This is a genomic window from Micromonospora sp. PTRAS2 (assembly GCF_054052245.1).
The window spans coordinates 1-22,699 of record NZ_JBSWBU010000027.1; the positions used below are offsets into that span (position 1 = coordinate 1).

The following is a 22,699-nucleotide window of genomic DNA, read 5'->3' on the forward strand; positions in this document are numbered from 1 at the left end:
GACCCAGCGCAGGGCACTGGTGGTGCGGGGCGGGTGGGAGGGACACGAGCCGGTCCGGGCGACGGAGTTGTTCCTTCCGTTCCTCGAACGCAGCGGCTACGCGGTGCGGATCGAGGAGTCGACGGACGTCTACGCCGACGCCGCCGAAATGGCCGGCACCGACCTCGTGGTGCAGTGCGTGACGATGTCGCAGATCACCCCGGAGCAGGTGGCGGGCCTGTGCGCGGCGGTCGTCGCCGGGACCGGGTTCACCGGCTGGCACGGCGGCATCGTGGACTCGTTCCGGATGTCGTCCGACTATCTGCACCTGGTCGGCGGCCAGTTCGCGACCCATCCGGGCAAGGAGCCGTGCGAGCGCCGCGGTGGGGCGGAGGACAACTTCCTGCCGCACACGGTACGACCAGAACTCACATTCAACCCATCGGCCTACCGCTATCCACGGCGAACCCGCCAGAAGGCCACCAAACGGACTCAACGCATGGATCAAAGCTACTGCGGACCGCCCTCTGAAGGGCCGGCAGGTCAAGGCCAGCAAGCTGATCATATGGACTCACGGCGGCACTCCCAGGACACACGGCGGTGTCCTGGATCTAACCGTACGGACCGGATCCGCGTGACGCGACCCGCCAGTCGCTCGAATTGGTGCTCTGAGGCATGCGCCGCGCCCGCTCGGAGCTGCAGGATCGGCTTGGAAAGCCCCGTTGTTAGCGCTAACATGGGTCTTTTCGAGGTGTCATGACGATTCCACTCGATCTGCGGGTTACGGGTGCCACGCCGGCTGGCTGGGCCGTACGCCCGTTCGCCCTCGCCGACGTCGAACTGGGTGATGGCCTGTTCGCGGCCAAACGGTCGCTGATGCTGGACTTCGCCCGCGGATACGACGTCGACCGGCTGTTGCAGGTCTTCCGCACCAACGCCGGGCTGGACACGCTTGGCGCGGTCGCCCCCGGCGGCTGGGAGGGCCTGGACGGCGAGGCCAACGGCAACCTGCGCGGCCACTTCACCGGGCACTTCCTGACCATGCTGGCCCAGGCGTACGCGAGCACCGGCGAGCAGGTGTTCGCCGACCGGATCCACTACATGGTCGGTGCGCTCGCCGAGGTCCGGCAGGCCCTGCGTGACGACCCGGTCGTCCGCGAAGCGACGGACCGGCCCGGCAGCGTAAGGCTGATCAGGGGCTCGTACCAGTACCTGGAACTGCCGGCCACGGCACTGGGCGCCACTGCGGAGGTCACCCTCGCCGCCTGGGTCAAGCCCACGCACGACACCGACTGGGCGCGGGTGTTCGACTTCGGCGACGACACCACCCGGTACCTGTACCTGACCGTGCGCAACGCCGCCGGGGCACCACGTTTCGCGATCACCACCACCGGCGCCGAGGGCGAGCAGGGCATCGACGGCGAGCAGCCGTTGCCGCTGGACGAGTGGAGTCACCTCGCGGTCACCATCACCTGCGCCACCGGCACCCTCTACGTCAACGGCGTGGCGGTCGGCGAGAACACCGCGATGACGCTGAACCCCGAGGTGCTCGGCAGCCTCACGAACAACTGGATCGGCCGTTCCCAGTACCCGGACGACCCGGTCTTCGCGGGCGCCCTGGACGGCGTCGGGATCTGGTGGCGGGCGCTGTCCGCCGACGAGGTCGCCCGGCTGCCGCGATCCGGTGGCGGCAGCATCGTCGGCGACCCGGTGCCGCGGCGCACCTGGGGCGGTCCCAGCCATCCGGGGTTCCTGGCGGCGTACCCGGAAACGCAGTTCATCACCCTGGAGTCGATGACCGAGAGCCGGTACACCGTGGTGTGGGCGCCGTACTACACCGCGCACAAGATCCTGCGAGGTCTGCTCGACGCCTACCGGGCGGTCGGTGACCCGGTCGCCTTGGACCTGGCCACGGGCCTGTGCGACTGGATGTACGCCCGGCTGTCAGTCCTGCCGGACGAGACCCGGCAGCGAATGTGGGGGATCTTCTCCAGTGGCGAGTTCGGCGGCATCGTCGAGGCGATCTGCGACCTGTACGCCGTCACCGGCGACCCCCGGCACGCGGCGCTGGCCCGGTTGTTCGACCTGGACTCGCTCATCGACGCCTGCGCGGCCGGCCGGGACGTCCTCGACGGCCTGCACGCCAACCAGCACATCCCGATCTTCATCGGGCTGGTGCGCCTGCACGAGGTCACGGGCGAGCAGCGCTACCTCACCGCCGCCCGCAGGTTCTGGGACATGGTGATCCCGACCCGGATGTACAGCATCGGCGGGACCAGCACGGTCGAGTTCTGGCGGGCGGCCGGGGTCATCGCCGGCAGCCTCGGTGAGCTGACCGCCGAGACCTGCTGCGCCTACAACCTGCTCAAGCTCAGTCGGATGCTGTTCCTGCACGACCGGGATCCGAAGTACATGGACTACTACGAGCGGGCCATGTACAACCAGGTCCCCGGCTCGAAACGGGATCTCGCCGACGCGGAGAAACCCCTGGTCACCTACTTCATCGGGCTGACACCGGGGCACGTGCGCGACTACACCCCGAAGGAGGGCGCCACCTGCTGCGAGGGCACCGGCATGGAGAGCGCCACCAAATACCAGGACACGGTATACCTCGCCGCCGTCGACGGCAGCGCTCTTTACGTGAACCTCTACAGCCCGTCGACGCTGGGCTGGGCGGAGCGGGGGATCACCGTCGTTCAGGACACCCGCTACCCGTACGCGCAGGACACCACCCTGACCATCCACGGAGAGGGAGCGTTCGACCTGTGCCTGCGGGTGCCCGGTTGGGCGCGCGACGGGTTCGAGGTGCAGGTCAACGGCGAACGGACGGCCGGTACCGCGGGACCGGACGGCTATCTGACGATCTCCCGTGCCTGGCGGGACGGTGACACCGTAGGGGTGCGCATCCCGTTCCGGCTGCGGGTGGAGAGGGCCCTGGACGACCCGGGCATCCAGACGCTGTTCTACGGGCCGGTCAACCTGGTCGCCCGGGACGCCCGCTCCACCCTTCTGCCGGTCAGCCTGTATCCCACCGCCCGGCTGTCGGGGGACCTGATCGCGGCGCTCACCCCGGAGCCCGGCGCGCCGCTGCACTTCACCCTCGACGGGGTGCCGGTCGCGCCGTTCTTCGAAGGCACCGACGACCCCACGCACGTCTACTTCCGGCGCTCCGAGCCTCAGGTGATCTTCGCCGGCCTGGATTCCGGGGTGGCCAACCCGGTTCGCGACGACGGCACCGGCCTGCTCGACGAGGTCTGGGACGCCGCACCGTTCCGTGACCAGGAAGCCCTGGTGGATCGGGTGCGGGCCGTCGTGGACGCGTGGGTGGACGGCGGCCTGCTGACCGCCGGGGACGGCGACCGGATCGTCGTCGCCGCCGCAGCCGCCCCCTTCCAGATCTAGCGGTGTACGAACGGGCCGGTACACGCAGCGTGTACCGGCCCGTTTGGGTGTCAGGCGCCCTACCCGGTGATGACTCCGGTGTGGGGGTCGATCGTCCAGCAGTCGCGCCAGCGGAGCCGGGCTCGGCCGTCGCCGATGTCGATCGGGAGCCAGACCGGTGCCGAGTGGAACAGGTCGTCTCTGATCCAGCGGTCGCCGACGTAGACGTGGCTGGTCCGCTCGGTGCCCTGCACGGGGACGACGACCGAGACCTGCGAGTCGAAGGTGGCGCTCCCGGGCGGCGCGAAGTCGGCCCAGTCGCTCCACGGGCCGGACAGGCTGGTGGCGGTGGCGTACTTGTTGTCGTTGGTGGACCAGCCGGTCAGGTCCGACCCGAACAGGTAGTAGAGGCCGTCGTGCCGGACCATGGTGGGCGACTCGTAGCCGTGCGTGCCGGCCGGGGTCAGCGTGGTGCTGACGAGCTCGTCGACAGTCAGCAGGTCGGGGGAGAGGCGGTAGAGGTGCAGGCCGTGGGGACGGTCCTCGGACATCAGGTACGAGGTGCCGTCGTCATCGGTGAAGACGCCGATGTCGCGGCTCTCGTTGCCGAGAGGGCGCACGCCGTGCAGGTATCGGTAGGGACCCTCGGGGCGGTCGGCGACAGCCCAGCCGACCCGGGCGTCGCGGTAGCCCGGGTAGTCCAGGTGCAGCAGCATGACGTACGTGCCGTCGGCCCGGGGCAGGACCTTGGGCCGTTCGACGATCCGGCCGGGCGCCAGGTCGGGGATGGCCGGGTCGGGAGACAGGGCGTGCCCGTGGTAGGTCCAGGTGGCCAGGTCAGGTGAGGAGTAGCAGGCGACTCCGCCGAAGGTGGGGCCGTTGGTCTTGTCCTCGCCCCAAGCCCAGAAGCGGCCATTGAGGTGCTGGATGCCGACGCCGTGCAGCTGGGCGATCCGGCCGGCCTGGTCGGTGAAGAGAGCGCCGGGGACGATCGTCCCCGGTGGCGCGAGCGTGGGGATGTGTCCTCCTGGTAGGGGATTCGGGTCGGGTGGTCCTTGTCCCGGGCGGTTGACCATCACTCCGCCCTGAACTCGAAATGGGTGAAGTCCGCGGTGAAGCGGCGGCGAGCCAGATCCTGAACGCAGACGCCGATCATCGTCCCGGTGAATCGCAGGGGCGGTCCGATCTCGTCGGAGAGCGCGTCGAGATCGGCCTCCCAGCGGTGGCCGTCGCCGGCGCTGAGAACCAGGCGGAGCTGGTCGAACTCCGCCCGTAGCCGCAGCGGGCCCGGATCGGCCGGATGCCATCTGTGCTCGACGATCCCGGCCGGCGACTTACTGATCACCCCGACGACGCGGCCGAGGGCCTCGTGGTGGGTGACCGCGAGGTAGTGGTAGCCGGTGGTGTTGTAGTAGACGACCAGGCCGGCCATCTCGGTGAAGTGTCGCGGGTCCGCCTCGACGGTCACCTCGGCGGTGCAGTGCAGGCTGGTCAGGCGGCGGGCCAGCATCGACTGCTGGAACCGCGAGTCCAGGCTCTCCCCGCCGCGCAGCCGGAGCCAGCCCGGGCGGCTGTCGAGGTCGGCCGCCACCGGGCCGCGCAGGCTAACCCACTCCGGGCCGCGGAACGGCTCCTCGGGCACGGCGGGTTCCTGCGGTGCCTCGACGCCGGGCACCTCGACGTACGGGTGATGGCCGCCGTCGGCCAGCCGCAGCCAGCCGTCGGCGTCCCACCGTACCCGCTGGAGAAAGGTCTCCCGGCCGAGCGGCGACCGTGGTTCGGTCGCCCCGGCCACTGGGCGGGAGCCGAGATGGACGATGTAGTGCTCGCCGTCCGGGGTGGTGATCAGCTGCCCGTGGCCGGCCTTCTGGATCGGCAGCCGCGGGTCGTCACGTGAGGTGAGCAGCGGCTGCGGATCGGTCTCGTACGGGCCGTGCAGCTCCCGCGACCGTGCCAGCCGGATGCCGTGGTTGAAGCCGGTCCCGCCCTCGGCCAGGATCAGGTAGAACCAGCCGTCGCGTTCGAAGAGGTGCGAGCCCTCCATCAGCTCGTCACTGGCGAAGATGACCTCCGGCTCGCCGACGAGTCCCCGACGGTCGTGGTCGTACTCCTGCAGCAGGACTCCGCCGAAGGAGAACCGATCCGCGCGGTGATCCCAGTTGACGTTGACCAGGTATCGACGGCCGTCGGAGGCGTGGAACAGCGACGGGTCGAAGCCGGACGAGTTGAGGTAGACCGGGTCGCTCCACGGCCCGGCGGGGTCGGTCGCGGTGACCAGATGGTTGTCCAGGTCCTTGTAGGCGCCGGTCATGGTCCGGACCACCGTGAACACCAGCCAGTAGAGCCCGTCGTGGAAACTGAGCGCGGGCGCCCAGATGCCGCCCGAGTCCGGCACACCGCGTAGGTCGAGCTGTTCCGGCCGGTCGAGGGCCCCGCCGATCGCCTGCCAGGTGCGCAGGTCGGTGGAGGAGTGGAGGGCTACGCCGGGGAACCACTCGAAGGTGCTGGTGGCGATCAGGTAGCGGGAGCCGACCCGGATGGCGCTGGGATCCGGATGGAAACCGGGGATGACCGGGTTGTGAATCACGCGATCGTCCACGTTCTTCACGCCCGTTCCAGGGTAACGAGGGCGCTGACCATCGGTCCTGCCGCCAGGGTCACGGGCAGGCCCGTACTCCGGAGGCCGGCACCGTGGAACTGCCGCCCGGTGGCGTCGCGGTAGACGGCGCCTGGGTCGAGGCCGGGCAGGGGCAGCGTGATCGTCTCGGCCGGTCCGCCGGGCACCCGCCAGACGAATACGGCTGCGGCACCCCCGGCGACGTAGGCCGACGCGGTGACCGTGGCCTCTGGTCCGGTGAGCCGGTAGAGGTCGCCGTGTTGGATCACCGGGCGGATGCTCTTGTACTGCCCGACGAGGCCGGCCGCGGTGGCCAGGTCCGCGTCGCTCCAGGTGGCGAGGTCGCCACCGATGCCCAGGACACCCGACATCGCCACATGGAAACGGAACTCGAGCGGCACCTCGCGCCCGGTCAGCGGGTTGGGGCTGTCGGTCACCCAGGCCACCATCGTCTCTGGCGCGTACAGCTGGCCGTAGCCGTGCTGGATCGACAGCCGGTCGACCGCGTCGGTGTTGTCGCTGGTCCACACCTGATCGGTGCGGGCCAGCGCACCGAGGTCGACGCGCCCGCCGCCGCTGGAGCACGCCTCGATCCGCAGCCTGGGATGGCGCTCGCGGAGCCGGTCCAGCACCTCGTAGACGCCGAGCGCGTGCCCGATCCACGACTGCGGGCGGGTTTCGGTGAAGGGACGGTTGCAGTCCCACTTCAGGAACGCCAGGTCGCACGAGCGGACCAGGTCGTCGAGCCAGCTGAGTGCCCATTCCCGTACGTCGGCGCGGGTGTAGTCGAGCACGAGCTGGTTGCGGCCCTCGGTGGCCGGCAGCGTCGGCAAGTGCAGCACCCAGTCGGGGTGTGCCCGGTAGAGGTCACTGTCCGGGTTCACCATTTCGGGCTCGACCCAGAGGCCGAACCGCATGCCGAGCGAGCGTACGTGGTCGGCGAGCGGGCGCAGGCCGTCGGGGAACCGGGCGGGGTTGGGGAACCAGTCGCCCAGACCGGCCCTGTCATTCGTGCGTGCGCCGAACCAGCCGTCGTCGACCACGAACAGTTCGGCGCCCAGCCGGGCGGCCAGCTCGGCAAGCCTGCGCTGGCCGGTCTCGGAGACGTCGAACTCGGTGGCCTCCCATGAGTTGTAGAGGACCGGCCGGTCCTCGTCCGGGTGCGGCAGGATCCGTCGCCGCTGGTAGTCGTGCCAGGCTCGGCTCGCAGCGCCGAAACCGCCGGTGGTGCGCTGCGCCGCGAACACCGGGCTGGTCACGGTCGTGCCGGGCGGCAGGGGGGTGGTGACCCGGTCGTGTCCGGCGGCGCCGAGCAGGCTGCACGGGCCGTCGTGGGTGCGCAGCACGGTGACGCGCCAGGATCCGCTGAAGGCGAGCGCGGCGGAGAAGACCTCGCCGTTCTCTTCCTCGGTGGTTCCGTCGTCGATCATCACCCAGGGGTTGGCGGAGTGGCTGGTCATGCCGCGACGGCTGGTCAGGGTGGTCTCGGCCACCGGAACGGCGGTGCGGTGCAGGCGTCCCTCGCGGCACCAGCCGCCGGTGACGTGGCTGAGCCGGTAGTCGTCGCGGGGCGGCAGGCACCAGACGGCGGCGGCGTGGTCGGTGAGCTCCAGCGGCTGGTCCGTGCCGGTGTGCCGGACCGCCGACCACCGTTCGATCACGTCGGTGTCCGCCGCGACGCGATAGTGCAGGTGCACGGCGACCGGACCGGCGCGGTCGGCGAGGTCGACGACGAGCGTGTCCGGGCCGAGGTGGTGGCCGGTGATCGTGAGGTCCAGGCCGCCGGTGCCGTCGGCGTACCGGATTCCCAGCGCGCGGGGGCCGAAGCGGCGGCCGCCGTCGAACGGGAAGTCCTCGGATCCGTCGTACGGGCCCTCGAAAGCCATGTCGTAGGGCGGTTGCCAGAGGGGCAGCTCCGCGGCGGCGGCCACGGTGATCGGCTCGCCCCAGTGCAGCGGGCGTACCGCGCCGGCTGCGTGGTCGAGCCGGACGGCGTAGCTGCCGGTGCGGGTGTGCAGGACGACGATGGCGCCGTCCGGTGAGGATTCGACGAGCGGCAACGAGACTCCTCTTCTGTTACGGGACACCGACGACCGGCGTGGGCGTGCTGTCCGGGTAGGCGAACGGTGTGCCTTGCCGGAAGCGAGCGAGTTCGTCGGCGACGTAACTGCCGAGCCGGCGCAGTTCGGTGCCGGTGGCGCCGGCGATGTGTGGAGTGAGCGTGACGCCGGGCAGCGACCATAGTTCGTGGTCGGCCGGCAGTGGTTCGGGTGTCGTGACGTCGAGCACGGCCCGGAGCCGGCCGGTGCGCAGCTCGTCGAGGAGGGCGTCCTGGTCGAGGACGGTGCCGCGAGCGGTGTTGATCAGTGTGGTGCCGTCGCGCATCAGGCTCAGCAGTGCCCGGCTGATCATGCCGGCGGTCTCCGCGGTCGACGGCACGTGCAGGGACACCACGTCGGAGAGGGCCATCAACTCGGCGAGGTCGCAGCGGCGGGCCCCCAGCTCGGTGGCCTGATCGTCGGTCAGGTACGGGTCGTAGAGAAGGACGTCCAGGTCGGTCAGTGCGAGCAGCCCGGCGACGCGGCGGCCGGTCCGGGAGGCCCCGACCAGACCTACCTGGCGTCGGTAGTTGCCGGTGTCGCGTAGTTCCACCTCGCGGTCGATACGGTCGCGCCGTTGCCGGTAGAGCTGCTCGGCCGCCGTGGCCTGCTTGTTGGCCAGCAGGATCGCCGCGAACGCGTACTCGGCGACCGGTATCGCGTTCGCCTCGCCCGCGTTGGACACCGCGATCCCGTGGGTGGCCGCCAGCGACGGGTCGATCAACTCGACGGTCGAGCCGCCGGAGTGCACGATGGCGCGCAGGCGCGGCGCCCGGTCGAGGACTTCGGCGGTCACCGGTGGGCAGCCCCATCCGGTGATCAGTACCTCGGCTTCGGCGAGCAGTTCGTGGGCCGGCGCGTCGTCCAGAGATTCGAGGACTGTCGCGGCGTCGACGTGTTGGCGTAGGAGATGCCGGCCGGGGCCGAACAGGTCGTCGGCGAGGGCGGCTGGTCGCATGGCGAGGACCGCGCGGGGCCGTGTCTCGTCACTCATCGGAGCGCTCCGTCGGCGAGGCCTGCGGTCGGGGGCCGCGAGGGCGCGGTGAGGGCAGTGATGACAGCCGTGATTGGCGTGTGCAAGGTGTCTCCGCATCTGCTGGCGCGGGATCGTGGGGCTGCGGGAGGGTGTGGGTGCGCGGGTGTGTTTTGCCTGGCAGGTGGTCGTGGACATCTTCGTGCAACTAGTTTCTTGCCTGAGTGTAACGGACGCCGTAGTCTCCCCACAGAGCCGTATCTATCCGTCTCTACGGTTGCGCGTTCGCGTGCTTAGCCGCCCTCACCGGCCCCGGCGTAAGCCGGTGCCCGCGACGCGGGACGCTCCCCGCCACCACCCGACGGCGCTTGCCGCTCACCTCCACCGACGGTGCCGCCGCACGCGCCAGGAAGGCAAACCGATGAACCTCCCCCGATCAGTACGATCGCGGATAGCCCTCGCTGCCACCACCTTTCTCGGCCTGGGACTGGTGTACACGCCGCCCGCCCAGGCCACGACCGTCGCGGACCTGCTGACCGAGCACGTCGTACAGATCAACGAGAGCGTCGGCGCCGCTGGCTTCGCCCACCCGGGCATCGGTCTGTCCGCCGCCGACCTGCGCTCCACCCAGGCTCAGATCCGGGCCGGCACGGAACCGTGGAAGTCGTACTTCGAGGCGATGGCGGCCACCACCGCCGCCGCCACCACCTACCGGTCGGCCAACTCCAAGTCCGCGGCTGTTCCCGACCAACCGGCCGACAACACGTTCACTCAGGTGGGCATGCGCTACCGGGAGAACACCGACGGCGTCGCCGCGCTGACCCAGGCACTGATGTGGGTGACCACCGGTAACGAGGTCTACCGCCGCAACGCCATCCAGGTGGTCCGGGTATGGAGCCGGATGGACCCGACCAAGTACGCCTACTTCGCCGACGCGCACATCCACACCGGCCTGCCGCTCCAGCAGATCCTCACGGCCGCGGAGATCCTGCGGGCCACCGAACCCGTCGCCGACGACACCCCCGGCACCTACAACGGCTACGACGTCACCTGGCACGAGTCCGACGCCCAGAACCTGCTGACCAACTTCGCCAACCCGGTGCTGACCGTCTTCTCGCCCGGCAACGACAGGTGGATGAACCAGCACCTCTTCGGACTGTTCGGCCGCATCGCCACCGCCATCTTCGCCGACGACGCGGCAGGGTACGCCAAAGGCGTGGAATGGCTGACCGTCAACTCCACCTTCGACGAGTACTGGAACGGTTCCCTGGCCGCGCAGGCCCCGCTGATCAAGGCCGGCGACCCGGCGAACCCCTACGGCCGTGACTTCGTCCAGCTCCGGGAGATGGGCCGCGACCAGGCGCACGCCGAGTGCAACGTCGTCAACTTCGCCTCGCTCGGGAAGCTGCTCGAAGTGCAGGGCACGAAGATCGACCCGGTGGCCGGGACGGTCTCCACCGACAGCGACGCCGTCAGCTTCTACGACTTCCTCGACCGCAGGCTGCTGGCGGCGGCGGACGCTTTCGCCGGATACATGCTGGGCGCCCCAACACCGTGGATCGACGAGACGGGCTCCGGCGGCTTCCTGTCGCAGGCATACCGGGGCCGCCAGTTCAGCCCGCTGACCGAGCTCTACTACATCTACAAGGGACGCGGCATCGACGTCGACCGGGTGGCACCGTACCTCGCCAAGCTGCACGCGGTCGAGGACGGCCCACAGTTCTGGTACGGCACGACCGTCAGTAACTTCTGGAACTACGGCGTCATCCCGGGCAACGCCGGCTACTGGTACGCCTTCCCGGCCGAACTGGCCGGCACCGCACCGGCCGCCCTGCCCGCCGACGCGTCGCTGCCGTTCGCCAAGTACAGCCTCCAGCTGGACGGCCGAACCAGGATCGTCACCGAGGGGGGACAGAGCTTCGCCCGAGCCCGCGTCGACGAGAAGGGGACGATCAGCGCCCTCAGCCGGCAGATGTGGAGCGCCGGGGGCCGCACCGGCGTGCTGCTGCGCTCCGACGGGCCCACCACGCTGCAGGTGCTCGACAAGGAGCCGGCGTCGAAGAGGAACCCGAAGGAGATCGCCGCCCGGGTCCTGTCGACCATCGAGGTCCCGGACACCGAGGGAACCTGGCGCTACATCGCCTACCCGTCCGCCGGATCGAACGTCGGCTACTACCGGCTGACCGGCAAGCGGGGCACGACCGTCGACCTCGACAAGGTCATCCTCACCGGAGCCAAGGATCTCACCCAGCCGGCCTTCCCGCAGCAGCGGGCCCAGCAGTACCTGCTGCTGCACAAGCCGTCGGTTATCGACCTGTCCGCCACCGACCCGGGCGGCTCGGTCACCTACCGGGCGTACGGGCTGCCGAAGGGCGCCGTTCTCGATCCGGCGACCGGCGCGCTGACCTGGACCCCGGCCAGGCGTCCCGGCCGGTACCCCGTCCAGGTCGTCGCCGACGACGGCCAGAGCGTCACCGCCCGTACCTTCGAAATGGTGGTCTCGGCTGACCGGGCCCGCATGATCAAGGCGGCGGTGGCCGACGGCACCAGCGATTCCGCCGTCTACACCAGCCCGACCAAGGCGACCTACGACGCCGCGCTGGCCACCGCCCGGAGCGTCGCCGCGACCGGCACCGACGAGGAGTTCGCCACCGCGTTCGCCGCGCTGCTCGAGGCCATCTCGGCGCTGCAGCTGCTCAACCCGACCCTCTCCGACGGCTCACTGGCCTACGCGCCGCTGGTGAAGTCCTCGGTGATCGACGCCACCACGGTCGGCTACCTCACCGACGACGACCAGAGCACCTTCAGCGGTGATCTACGGGTCGGTGCGGTCGTCCTCGACTTCGGCACCCGCTACCGGGTCACCCCCGAGCAGTTCACCTTCCAGGCCCGGTACAACTTCGGCAACCGCATGCAGGGCACCAATGTCTACGGCTCCGACGACGCCGTCACCTGGACCCTGCTGAGCGCTTCCGCAACCGTCGAGACCAACGACTACCAGACCGTCGCCGTCCGCGACGACCAGAAGGGCAAGGCATACCGGTTCCTCAAACTCCAGGTCGACCAACCCGGTGTCCCCACCGACCCCGCCTACCCCGGCATCTGGTCGTTCGCCGAGTTCCACGTGTTCGGCCAGCGGCAGGAGGTTCCCGGTGCCCTCTCGACGGTGTCGATCGCGTCCACCGGCGCACTGGCCGGCCGGATCAGCGCGGGCGCCCCGGTCACCCTCAAGTTCTCAGGACCGGAGGCGATCAGCCGGGTCGCCGTGACCATCGGTGGACAGCCGGTCACCCCGGCCAGCGAAGACGGCCTGACCTGGACGGCGACCACCACCCTCGGTGACGTCACCGGAAGCGGCATCCTGCCGTTCACCATCGACTACATCACCGCCGGCGGCGTGACGGCGCCCTCGATCACCGCCAGCACCGACTTCACCGCCCTGTTCGCCTCGGACGACCGCAACCAGGTCAACCTCGCCACCGGCGGCACGTTGGTGACCGGCACCGGGACCGCGGACACGGCCAACGCCACACACGCCGCCCGGCTGTTCGACTCCAGCGTCACCACCTTCAGCGACGTGGCGCCGGTCAACGGGGCCGCGGCCCTCACCTGGGACCTCGGCGCCGGAAAGACGATCACGCTGGACCGGGCCGACGTGCTGGTCCGGCAGGACAACAACGGCCTCACCCGCCAGGTCGACCAGGCCCTCGAAGGGTCCAACGACCTGAGCACCTGGACCCGGCTCACCGGCACCACCGGCAAGTCACTGTCCTGGCAGAGCCTGCCCGCCACCGGCCACGGCCAGTACCGCTACCTGCGGATCCGCAACGGCAACTACCTGAACATCGCCGAACTGCGCGTCTTCGGCACCGTCCAGTAAGCCGAAAGGGCCGGGTGCCACCGACCTCCGCGAGGTTGGTGGCACCCGGCCTGCTGTGGTCAGACGGACAGCCGGATCGCGGTCCACGAGACCGGCGGCAGGACCGCGTGCAGCACCCCGTCGGTCACTGACACCTGGGCGGTCGGTCGCGGGACGACCCGGTCCGGCTGGTCGGCGGTGTTCACGGCGGCCGGGTCGTCGTCGGCCAGGGTCCACGATTCGGCCACCCGCAGCCCGGGGGCGAAGCCCGTCAACGGGACGCGGAGATCGGCGGATTCGCTCCGGCTCCGGTTGACCGCGAAGAAGACCAGCTCACCGTCCTCCGGATCGTGGGTGGCCACCGCATCCACCAGCGAGGCCTCGCCGTAGCGGGTCGTCTCGTAGGTGGGCGCGTCGATCTCCACGCGTAGCACTTCGCCCTTGGCCAGGCGTGACGTGATGGCGAACGGATGGAAGATGGTCTGCCGCCAGGCCGGGCCGCCAGGTTCGGTCATGATCGGGGCGATCACGTTGACCAGCTGCGCCTGGCAGGCCACGGTGACCCGGTCGCTGTGCCGCAGCAGCGAGATCAGCAGGCCGCCGACGACCACCGCGTCGGTGACGTTGTAGCGGTCCTCGATCACCCGCGGTGCGATCGGCCAGCCGGTCCGGTCTTCGGCGCGGCGGGCCGCGCCGAAGTCGGTCTGGTACCAGACGTTCCATTCGTCGAAGGAGATGTTGATGCGCTTGGTGTGCTTGAGGCGTGCTCCCACGCTGTCGGCCGTCGCCACCACCTTGTCCACGAACCGGTCCATGTCGACGGCCGAGGCCAGGAAGCTGTCGGCGTCGACCTTGGCGGGGTCGTAGTAGGCGTGTGCCGAGATGTAGTCGACCTGGTCGTAGGTGAGTGCGAGGACCTCGGACTCCCAGGCAGCGAAGGTGGGCATCCCGGAGTCCGAGCTGCCGCAGACGACCAGTTCCAGGTCCGGTTCGGCGTCGCGCATGGCTTGAGCCGTCTCGGCGGCGAGACGTCCGTACTCGTGGGCGGTCTTGTGCCCCGTCTGCCAGGGGCCGTCCATCTCGTTGCCGAGGCAGAACATCGTCACGCCGTACGGATTCGGTGAACCGTTGGCGGCGCGCAGCTCGGCGAGGCGGGTGCGATCCGGCTGGTTGAGGTACTCCTGCACGTCCAGGGCCTCCGGGAGGCCGCGGGTGCCGAGGTTGACCGCGTACATCACCTCGACGCCGGCCTTGCCCGCCCAGCGCATGAACTCGTCGATGCCGACCCTGTTGGTCTCCAGGCTGCGCCAGGCCAGGTCACGCCGTACGGGCCGGTCGACGACCGGCCCGATGCCGTCCTCCCAGCGGTAGCCGGAGACGAAGTTGCCGCCGGGGTAACGGACCAGCGAGACGCCGAGCTCGCGGGTGAGCGCCAGGACATCCTGTCGAAAACCGTCGGCGTCGGCCGTCGGGTGTTCCGGTTCGAAGATGCCGGTGTAGACGCAGCGGCCCATGTGCTCGACGAAGGAACCGAAGGTGCGGCGGGAGACGGGGGCGATGGTGAACGCCGGATGGATGCTGAGAAAGGCGGTGAACACGGTGCTCCAAGGCTTGCGTAGGTAGGGAATAGATCAACGGTTGACGATGCCTACCGCGGCCGCCCACGCGCCGGGCAGGAACAGGGTCAGGCTCGGGCCGAGCAACGGCGTCCGGCTGGCGGCGATCGCGACGACAAGCAGAAGGATCCATGCCATGGGTACGAGGGGACGCCGCCCGAGGGCACGAAGGACCGCCGTCACCAGGCCCGGCAGGCTGTCGCCCGGGGTCGGCGCCGACGTGGCCGATGCGCCGATGACGACGATGCCCACGATCGTCGCGGCCACTGCGACGGCCACCGTCGCGGCGGACGAGTCCGCGCCGTAGAGGGCGAGGTCGTAGGCCATCAGCAGGATCAGTACGGGAACCGTGTACCAGAGCGCCCGCAGCGCCGGCGTGGCATCGAGGACGGCGCGGTAGAAGCGGCGTATCGGCCGGCCCGGGTGCCCGCGCTCCGTCACGAGCGCCCGCGCGGACTCCATGAGCCCGCGCAGGGCCGGAGGCACCGGTGCCAGTGACAGCGTGCCGAGCCACAACGCGACATGGCTGGCCTGCCAGCCCACCACCGTCTCGAAGACGAAGTAGGGCAGGCAGGCCACGAGGAAGCAGAGCGAGATGACGAACACGTACCAGACCGCTATGGCGGTCTGCGCCACCGGGCCGTCAGGGGCGGACCACGCCCTGCTCATCCCTTCACGGCCCCGACCGAGATGCCCTTGATGAAGTACCGCTGGAACGCGGCGAAGATGACCATCGAGGGGATCAGCGCGAGGATCGCGCCGGTGTAGATCAGCTCCCACCGGGACGACAACAGGCCGACCATCCGGTTGATCGCGACGTTGATCGTGCCGGCCGAGGTGGAGTCCAGGAACACCAGGGGGATGAAGAACTCGTTCCAGAACGCCAGCGACTCGATGATGGCGAACGCGGAGGTCACCGGCAGCAGCATCGGGAAGACGATGGACCAGAAGGTGCGCAGGCGCCCGGCGCCGTCGATCTGGGCGGCCTCCTCCACCTCGATCGGGACGCCCTTGATGAAGCTGCAGTACAGCAGGATGCCGAAGGGCGCGGCGGTGCCCAGGTGGACCAGGATGACGCTGGTCAGGGTGCCGTACAGGCCGACGTCGTTCATTCCTTTGACCAGCGGGATCATGCGGACCTGGAACGGGATCATGAGCCCGACGATGAAGAACAAATAGAGCATCCGGGAGGACCGGCCGCCGAGCCGCTCGATGCCGTACGCGGCCATCGGTACCAGCACCAGCAGCAGCAGGACGGACGCGCCGGTGATGATCACCGTGTTGAGTACCGCCTGGCCGAAGTCGGTCTGCTGGAACAACTGCAGGTAGTTGGTGAACTCGAACGAGGTCGGCAGACCCATCGGGTCGCGGGTGATGTCGGCGTAGCTGCGGAAGGAGTTGAGAAACGCGTAGAGCACGGGGAAGGCGATGACCAGGATGAGGATCACCAGCACGGCCATCGAGGCGATCTCGCCGGCCGAGAAGCGTTTCCGTGCGGCACGACGCCTGCGCGTCTGCCGGGTGACAGCGATCTGGCTACTCATGCCTGAATCTCCCTGCGGCGCATGTAGTGGTTGGCGCCCACGGTGGTGGCCATGACGACGAGGAACAGCAGCACGGCGGCAGCGCTGCCGTAGCCGGCCCGGTATTCGCCGAAGCCGACCTTGTAGATGAAGAAGGCCATCGTCTCGCTGACGAAGCCGGGCCCGCCGGCGGTCAGGACCAGGATCTGGTCGAAGATCGTCCAGCCGGCGATGATGCCGAGCGTCATGTTGACGGTCACCGATCCGGCCAGCATCGGCCAGGTCACGTAGCGGAAGACCTGCAGGCCGGAGGCGCCGTCGATGCGAGCCGCCTCGACCAGGTCCCGCGGGACCGACTGCAGGTTCGCGAGGTAGATGAGCGTCGTGTTGCCACCGAGGGTGAAGCAGAGGACGAACAGCAGGACCCAGATGACCAGCCCACTGTCGCCGAACCAGTCCTTGGCCCAGGTCTCCATGCCGTGCTCGCGTAGCGTCGTGTTCACCACGCCGAAGTTGTAGTTGAGGATGTACTTCCAGATGGTGGCGGCGATGAAGCCGCTCATCAGCGACGGCAGGTAGACCAGTGTGCGGAACAGGCCCTGCCAGTGCCGCAACCGGTCGAGCAACAGCGCCACGCCCAGTGAGATCACGTTGATGATGACTGCGGAGCCGAAACCGAGCAGCAGCGTGTTGGTCACGGCGTTCCAGAACCGGTCGGCCTGCACGATGTCCGTGTAGTTGGCGAACCCGATGTAGTTGTAGGCCGCGTTCACGCCGTCCCAGTCGGTCAGGCTGATCTCGATCGACTGCAGCGACGGGGCGATGACCGTCGCGATGTACATGACGAGGGCGGGAACGATGAACAACCACAGCGCCATCCGCTGGCGCAGGCGTTCCGGCCGGGTATGGGGCGTCCGGGCGGTGTCGGGCGGCTGGCCCGCCGGTCCTGGCTCGGGCTCGGCACGCCGCGGATTCTCGAGCGCGGCAGTCGCCCCGGCCGCCGACTGTGGTTGCTGCATGTCCTCATGACCTCACGTTCATGCCGGGTGATGTACGGCGGAGCCGTCCTGGAGAGGACGACTCCGCCAGACCACCGGTTACTCAATTCTTGACGAGCTTGTTGAATTCGGTCTGGGACTTGGCCACGGCCTCGTCGAGCGTGATCTGGCCGGTCTGCATCTCGATCCGGGTCTGCCGGAAGAAGGTGTTGAACCCGCTGAAGGTGGTCGCCTTGGGGTCGTTCTGGTACCAGACCAGCTTCGGGTTCTTCAGCAGCGCGAAGTAGTCCTCGGCCCCGGGGATCGCGGTGTTGCGGGTGATCTGGTCGGCCAGCTTGATGTTCGGGGCCACCACGCCGGCCTTCTCCACGATGTTCGCGCCCTCGACGGAGTAGAAGAAGGTCAGGAAGTCCACCGCCGCGTCGTACTCTGCGCCGTTCTGTTTGGCCTGCGACGAGATGGCCAGGCCGGGTGCGGTGTCACCGTTGACCGCGTTCTTCAGCACGTCGATGTTGCCCGCGTCGTCCGGGATGATGAACAGGCCCGCCTTGAACTTCGGGTCGACCTTGTTGATGTCGTTGAGCCGGCCGATACCGGCCGACGATGTGGCCATGACAGCCTGGTGGTTGACCAGCAACGTCGAGGTCTGCGCGTCGGCGGTGGACTGCCAGCCCTTGAGCACGTAGTTGTTGGTGATGTCCTGCAGGCGGGTGAGGGGCTCACGGAGATCCTCGAGGGAGGCCGTCCCGTCCTGGACGGCGTTCCAGAACCCGCCCTTGTCGCTCCACTTGGCGAAGTAGGGGGCTGCCAGCGGCTTCCAGAGTTGGTCGCTGGGCCAGATGTCCCCTGCCGCGGTGGCCAGCGGCGTGTCGCCGTTGGCCTTGATCGCCTTGAGCAGGTCGATGAACTCGGTGTAGGTGGTCGGGACCTTCAGGTTGTGCTGGGCGAAGTAGTCCTTGTCGTAGACGATGTTGAGGCCGATCTCGCCGTTCAGCGCGCCCGAGGGGGTGATATAGACGTTCCCGTCCTCGGACTTGGCGACGGCCTTGTCGTCGAGCAGGTCGGTGACCTCGCTCGGCAGCGGGGCCAGCTTGCCCGCCTCCACGTAGGTCTTGGTGTCGCGCATTTCGATGATCGCAGGCCACCTGCCGGTGCTGTCCAGCGTCTTCAAGGCGGTGGCATAGTCGGTTCCGGCAGGCAGCGGGTCGAGCTGCACCACGGCTGTCGTGCTCTTGGCGTTGAACGCGTCGGACACGGCCTTGACGGCCCCGTTCCAGGTCTCGTCGCCGGTGGCGTACGTGAAGCGGATCTTGGTCTTGCCCGATGCCGCGTCATCGCCGGATGAGCATGCGGCGGTGGTGGCAACCATGGCGGCAATGGCGACTGCCGCCACCGTACGTCTCGCCCGCGACTGCGGGACGGGTCGTTTCGTGTTCCCGTTTATCATCTCGTGCTCTCTCCTCAGCCTGCCGCTCTTCCGGATTGGCCTGGGCGTTGCCGTCCAGGCCATCACGTCACCGGGTACTCGCAGAAGCTCGTCCGGAAGGTCCATGTCCGGCCCATGTCCGTGCGTCGATCTGGGGCGCGGATGGAACTAGTTTCAGGCGACTGTAAACGCCCCCTACCAGGCCGTCAAGAGGCAGGCTTCATGTGCCTGCAACCTGTGCGAAACGTGCTGCCGGGACCGCGACCGCCGCCGGTGGAGGGCTCCTTGCCGTCAACACGGTGTGCGCATCGGCATACGATGGCCCCATGACAGCGCTTCCCAACGCCCCGCGGAACGGGAAGCGTGGTCCGAAGCCTGCCTCCCGGGCGAACCTGCGTGACGTGGCGAAAGCCGCTGGCGTGTCACTGACCACCGCCTCCCGGGTGTTCGCCGACCACCCCTCCGTGCGCCCCGCGACCCGGGACCGGGTCCTCGCTGCCGCCGACGACCTCGGGTACGTCGTCAACGCGCTGGCCCAGGCCATGATGGGCCTGGGCCGCCGCACAGTGGCCTTCGTCGCCGCCCACATGATCGGCTCGACCTTCGCCGACATGGCGGCCGGCGCGGAGAGCGTGGCCACGGCGGAGGGCAACCTCTTCCTGCTGAGCACCACGGGTGAGGACCCGGCACGTGAACGCGACCTGATGGAGACCCTCCGCGAGTACCGGCCGGCTGCGGTCCTGCTCGCCGGGTCGACACAGACCGGTGAGGAGTTCGAACAGCGGGCCGTGGCCTACGCCGAGGCGCTCGCGGCGGTCGGCGCCCGTCTCGTCCTGGTCGGTCACCCGGCCTGCCCGGGCTCGAAGAGCATCCTCTCTGTCGACTACGACCAGGTCGGCGGCGTCCGGCGGGCCGTCGAGCACCTCGTGACCGGCGGGCATCGACGGATCGCATTCCTCGGCCTGATCCCCGAGCGGACCACGCCGGCGGAACGCCTGCGCGGGTACGAACTGGGCCTGCAGGACGCTGGACTGCCGGTCGATCCGTCGCTGGTGATCGAGTGCGCCAACGACAGTGACGGTGCGCGGGTTGCCGCCCTGAGCCTGCTGAGCCGGCCGGACCGGCCGACGGCCTTGGTGTGCCTGACCGACGGCGTCGCCGTCGGCGTCTACCGCGCCGCGCGCAGCCTCGGCCTGGCAATTCCCGGTGACGTCGCCATCGTCGGATTCGACGACGCCCCGATCGTCGCTGACCTGACTCCGGCGCTCACCACGATCCGTGTCCCGTTCTGGGAGGTCGGCGTGCACGGGGCCCGGGTGGCGCTGGGGCTGGAGGAGTACGACGGACATGTGCAACTGCCGACCGAGCTGATCGTCCGCGAATCCTCGCCCTGACCGGGTCGCCGTCGCGTGGACGCTGACCGTGCGAGTGGTGGACGCTGCTTCAGCCGGCGATCTCGATCCCGTACGACAACGAGGCTGGTGCGGCCTCGAGTCCGGTCGCCCAGGATGGCCAGCGACGGGTCGTGCGAACGCCGGCAAGCTCGTGTGCCCGGATCGCCGTGGGTGGTGCAGATGATGCAGAGACGGCGCTGGGCGCTGCCACGGGTGGAGCTGTCCGGCCGGGCGGTGCTCGGCAGCGGCCGGGAACCTAGTGTCCTGAGTCGTTAATTCGGCCGCAGTATGTGGCGAGGCTGTTCAGGATCTCGTCGGCGGTTCTGGTCCAGGCGAACGGCCTCGGGTCGGTGTTCCATGCCTCGATCCAGGTCTGTACGTCGGTTTCGAGGTCGGCGAGGCTGCGGTGGGCGTATCGGCGGAGTTTGCGGTTGGTCAGTTCGGCGAACCAGCGCTCCACGAGGTTGAGCCACGACGCGGAGGTCGGGGTGAAGTGCAGGTGGAAGCGGGGATGCGCGGCCAGCCAGCGGTGCACGGCCGGGGTCTTGTGAGTGGCGTAGTTGTCCAGCACCAGGTGTAGATCCATCTCGGCGGGAGTGTTGGCGTCGATGACCTTCAGGAACTTGAGGAACTCCTGATGGCGGTGCCGCCGGTGCAGTTGCCCGATGACCTTGCCGGTGGCCGGGTCGAACGCGGCGAACAGGCTGGCCACGCCGTGACGGACGTAGTCATGGGTCTGCCTCGCCGCGACGGTGGGCATCATCGGCAGCATCGGTCGGGTCCGCTCCAGGGCCTGCATCTGCGACTTCTCATCGACGCACAGCACCATCGCCTTGACCGGCGGATCCAGGTACAGGCCCACGACGTCACGGACCTTCTCCACGAACATCGGGTCAGCTGACAACTTCCAGGTGTCCACCAGATGCGGCTTAAGGCCTAACGCCCGCCAGATCCGCGACACCGCCGTCTGCGACAGCCCGGTCTCACGCGCCATCGACCGGGTCGACCAATGACTGTCCTGATTGGCCGGCTGCCGCTCGAGAGTCTTGACGATCACCTCATCGACCCGATCATCACTGATCCGGCGGGGCGCCCCCGGCCGCGGCTCGTCGACCAGGCCCTCCAACCGGCGGGCCAGGAACCGGCCACGCCACTTACCCACCATGTCCCGCGACACCCCAAGCCGCTGCGCGACATGCGTGTTCACCAGACCCTCGGCGCACAACAGCACGATCTTCGACCGCAACGCCAACGCCTGCGACGACTTACCCCGCCGTGCCCACCTGGTCAGGCACGCACGCTCATCATCAGTTAGTTCCACCACACCACGCGGACGACCAGCCACACCGACAGCCTACTATCTGACGGCGAATTAACGACTCAGGACACTAGCCTCCAGAAACGTTCTCTTTGTGGCCGATGTGTTGCGCCCAGCGGTCGATGTTACTAGTTTCATTGCTGCGGCCAGCGACCTTCGTCGTTTTTCGGGCGGCATGCCGCCTCGTGTGCTCATCCGTCCCGATTGTCACCCTGCAGGGCAAGCGATAGCGCCGCGATCCCCCACCCCCCACTGATCAGGGAGTATCTATGATCAAGAACAAACGCCGTCTGGCCGTCCTCTGCGTCGCCAGTGTCCTCGCGACCGCCGTACCTCTGCTGGTGACCGGCCCGGCGAGCGCGGCGACGGTGACCGTCTCCGCTGGCGCCGACCTCCAGGCGGCCATGGACCGGTTGCGGGACCTCGGTTGCGGAACACTGCTCGTCAACCCGGGCACGTACACGCTGGCCGCGAGCCTGAAGGTCTACGACGGCTGCACGGTGCAGGGAACGTCAGCCTCCGACCGCCCGGTCATCACCCTCGCAGTCGGCCGGGACGAGCCGGTCGTCACCAACGCCTCCGTGCCGTTCACCAATGTCGGCATCCGCAACGCGATCGTCCTGGGCGGCCTTGGCGGCGCCGAGCAGGCCTATCCCTCGTACTTCCACAAGGGCGGTGCCCAGTACAACGAGCGGATCAGCAGCGGCACGGAGACCAAGGCATCCCTGGACGCCCGGATCGAGGCCGCCCGGATCAACCGGATCGGCATCGACTTCTCCGACAAGCACCAGGACGTCGTCAACGTGGGGGCGGTGGTCGAGAACGTACTGGTCGAGCGCGCGGCCATGGGCATCATCATCGGCCGCGCCACCGGTGTGACGATTCGCGATACCGACGTGCAGTACAACGGTGCTGTCCAAGGCTACTTCCACGGCCTCTACCTGAGCATCGTCGACCAGGTCGTGATCGATGGCCTGAACGCGTCCCACAACGTGACCGGGATCGGCCTCAAGGTCACCGACTTCTACAACGCGAACACCGAGACCAGCGTCAGCATCCGCAACAGCGATTTCAACTACAACTACGACCGCGGCACGGCCGTCTACTACCTGCAGAACGCGGCAATCGTCGACAACGTGGCCCACCACAACGGCAGCTCCGGATTCAACATCCTCTGGAGCACGAACGGCTCACTGATCAACAACCAGGCATACGACAATCCGCTGGTGGCGAACGTTTCCTACGACATCTGGCTCAACGGCTGCAGCGGGTTCACGATCAGCGGCAACACCTACGGGTCCTCGCGAGGAATCTGACGATTCGCCGTTCCAGCAGCGACCGGGCCGGCGATCTCACCGCCGGCCCGGTGCCTCCGCAGTGATCTCCGGTGCGGTCACGGCCCCGGAGGTCTCCGAGTTCGTCGACGACGGCGCCCGACCCGGGAAACCCGACGTGCCCCCGCTGCCGGTCCGACGGCGGGGGCACGCTTCGGTGGCGGTGGAGAAGTTCACCTACT

At 68.8% G+C, this 22,699-nt stretch carries 15 protein-coding genes; 5 read left to right on the forward strand and 10 right to left on the reverse strand.

Features of this window, described 5'->3' with window-relative positions:
• Both ACVMYR_RS32625 and ACVMYR_RS32630 read left to right on the forward strand, forming a co-directional pair.
• On the forward strand, window positions 1–739 hold a 739-nt coding region (locus tag ACVMYR_RS32625), incomplete at its 5' end, for a ThuA domain-containing protein (RefSeq protein ID WP_457123646.1).
• The gene (locus ACVMYR_RS32630; protein ID WP_043968220.1) at window positions 736–3,381 is read left to right on the forward strand and encodes a beta-L-arabinofuranosidase domain-containing protein; all 2,646 of its coding nucleotides are present in this window, start codon (window positions 736–738) and stop codon (window positions 3,379–3,381) included. The genes ACVMYR_RS32625 and ACVMYR_RS32630, both read left to right, overlap by 4 nt.
• A gap of 59 nt (window positions 3,382–3,440) precedes the next feature.
• Here the strand turns inward: ACVMYR_RS32630 and ACVMYR_RS32635 are convergent, their stop codons facing one another.
• The 4 genes from ACVMYR_RS32635 to ACVMYR_RS32650 are packed head-to-tail and all read right to left on the reverse strand — an operon-like array spanning window position 3,441 to window position 9,070.
• The gene (locus ACVMYR_RS32635) at window positions 3,441–4,436 is read right to left on the reverse strand and encodes a family 43 glycosylhydrolase (protein ID WP_082106664.1); all 996 of its coding nucleotides are present in this window, start codon (window positions 4,434–4,436) and stop codon (window positions 3,441–3,443) included.
• The gene (locus tag ACVMYR_RS32640; protein WP_457123647.1) at window positions 4,436–5,968 is read right to left on the reverse strand and encodes a glycoside hydrolase family 43 protein; all 1,533 of its coding nucleotides are present in this window, start codon (window positions 5,966–5,968) and stop codon (window positions 4,436–4,438) included. The genes ACVMYR_RS32635 and ACVMYR_RS32640 overlap by 1 nt, the downstream gene beginning before the upstream one ends.
• Window positions 5,965–8,037, reverse strand: coding sequence for an alpha-galactosidase (locus ACVMYR_RS32645; RefSeq protein WP_457123648.1), 2,073 nt, complete (start codon window positions 8,035–8,037; stop codon window positions 5,965–5,967). The genes ACVMYR_RS32640 and ACVMYR_RS32645 overlap by 4 nt, the downstream gene beginning before the upstream one ends.
• A gap of 16 nt (window positions 8,038–8,053) precedes the next feature.
• Complete coding sequence (locus ACVMYR_RS32650) at window positions 8,054–9,070, reverse strand: hydroxyacid dehydrogenase (RefSeq protein WP_043968224.1); 1,017 nt, start codon at window positions 9,068–9,070, stop codon at window positions 8,054–8,056.
• A gap of 469 nt (window positions 9,071–9,539) precedes the next feature.
• Between ACVMYR_RS32650 and ACVMYR_RS32655 the strand changes: the two genes are divergently transcribed.
• Complete coding sequence (locus ACVMYR_RS32655; RefSeq protein ID WP_457123649.1) at window positions 9,540–12,929, forward strand: putative Ig domain-containing protein; 3,390 nt, start codon at window positions 9,540–9,542, stop codon at window positions 12,927–12,929.
• 59 nt (window positions 12,930–12,988) lie between these two features.
• Here ACVMYR_RS32655 and arfA read toward each other — a convergent pair whose 3' ends face one another.
• The 5 genes from arfA to ACVMYR_RS32680 form a co-directional block, all read right to left on the reverse strand.
• Window positions 12,989–14,506 (reverse strand): arabinosylfuranosidase ArfA, encoded by a 1,518-nt coding sequence (gene arfA / locus ACVMYR_RS32660; protein WP_043968229.1) that lies wholly within the window; start codon window positions 14,504–14,506, stop codon window positions 12,989–12,991.
• Between the two features lie 33 nt (window positions 14,507–14,539).
• Complete coding sequence (locus ACVMYR_RS32665) at window positions 14,540–15,160, reverse strand: hypothetical protein (RefSeq protein ID WP_457123650.1); 621 nt, start codon at window positions 15,158–15,160, stop codon at window positions 14,540–14,542.
• A gap of 29 nt (window positions 15,161–15,189) precedes the next feature.
• Complete coding sequence (locus ACVMYR_RS32670; RefSeq protein WP_199486147.1) at window positions 15,190–16,068, reverse strand: carbohydrate ABC transporter permease; 879 nt, start codon at window positions 16,066–16,068, stop codon at window positions 15,190–15,192.
• Complete coding sequence (locus tag ACVMYR_RS32675) at window positions 16,065–16,925, reverse strand: carbohydrate ABC transporter permease (protein WP_063838627.1); 861 nt, start codon at window positions 16,923–16,925, stop codon at window positions 16,065–16,067. The genes ACVMYR_RS32670 and ACVMYR_RS32675 overlap by 4 nt, the downstream gene beginning before the upstream one ends.
• A gap of 223 nt (window positions 16,926–17,148) precedes the next feature.
• Window positions 17,149–18,438 carry an ABC transporter substrate-binding protein gene (locus ACVMYR_RS32680; RefSeq protein ID WP_457123651.1) on the reverse strand — a complete coding sequence of 430 codons (1,290 nt, stop codon included), beginning with the start codon at window positions 18,436–18,438 and terminating at the stop codon, window positions 17,149–17,151.
• Between the two features lie 434 nt (window positions 18,439–18,872).
• On the opposite strand from ACVMYR_RS32680, the gene ACVMYR_RS32685 reads away from it, so the two are divergent.
• Complete coding sequence (locus tag ACVMYR_RS32685; protein ID WP_343448526.1) at window positions 18,873–19,865, forward strand: LacI family DNA-binding transcriptional regulator; 993 nt, start codon at window positions 18,873–18,875, stop codon at window positions 19,863–19,865.
• Between the two features lie 256 nt (window positions 19,866–20,121).
• Here ACVMYR_RS32685 and ACVMYR_RS32690 read toward each other — a convergent pair whose 3' ends face one another.
• Window positions 20,122–21,210, reverse strand: a complete 1,089-nt coding sequence (locus ACVMYR_RS32690; protein WP_387164535.1) for an IS630 family transposase — start codon at window positions 21,208–21,210, stop codon at window positions 20,122–20,124.
• 242 nt (window positions 21,211–21,452) lie between these two features.
• Here ACVMYR_RS32690 and ACVMYR_RS32695 point away from each other — a divergent pair, with 242 nt between their 5' ends.
• Window positions 21,453–22,499 (forward strand): right-handed parallel beta-helix repeat-containing protein, encoded by a 1,047-nt coding sequence (locus tag ACVMYR_RS32695; RefSeq protein WP_043968240.1) that lies wholly within the window; start codon window positions 21,453–21,455, stop codon window positions 22,497–22,499.
• Window positions 22,500–22,699: the final 200 nt, after the last annotated feature.